General features: G+C 43.4%; 1 rRNA gene. It reads right to left on the bottom strand.

The annotated features are described in order from the left end of the window. Nucleotides 1–85, bottom strand: a 5S ribosomal RNA gene (gene rrf / locus KOG47_RS14705); the annotation flags it as partial. Nucleotides 86–221: the final 136 nt, after the last annotated feature.

Genomic DNA, 221 nt, shown 5'->3' with positions numbered 1-221 from the left:
TCCCCCAACTACTTTCGGCGCTGAGACGCTTAACTTCCGTGTTCGGCATGGGAACGGGTGTGGCCGTCTCGCTATCGCCACCAGACAAATATGATATTAACATTATTTTAACATAATGTCAACATGTTTTTTGAGATTGTTCTCTCAAAACTGAGGATTCATCAACACAAACCATTAGACTAGATCAAAGCCTCGACCGATTAGTATCATTCAGCTCCACG

Source organism: Exiguobacterium sp. s121, assembly GCF_018617245.1.
Classification (GTDB): Bacteria; Bacillota; Bacilli; order Exiguobacteriales; family Exiguobacteriaceae; genus Exiguobacterium; species Exiguobacterium profundum.
This window is presented reverse-complemented; position numbering and strand designations above follow the sequence as displayed.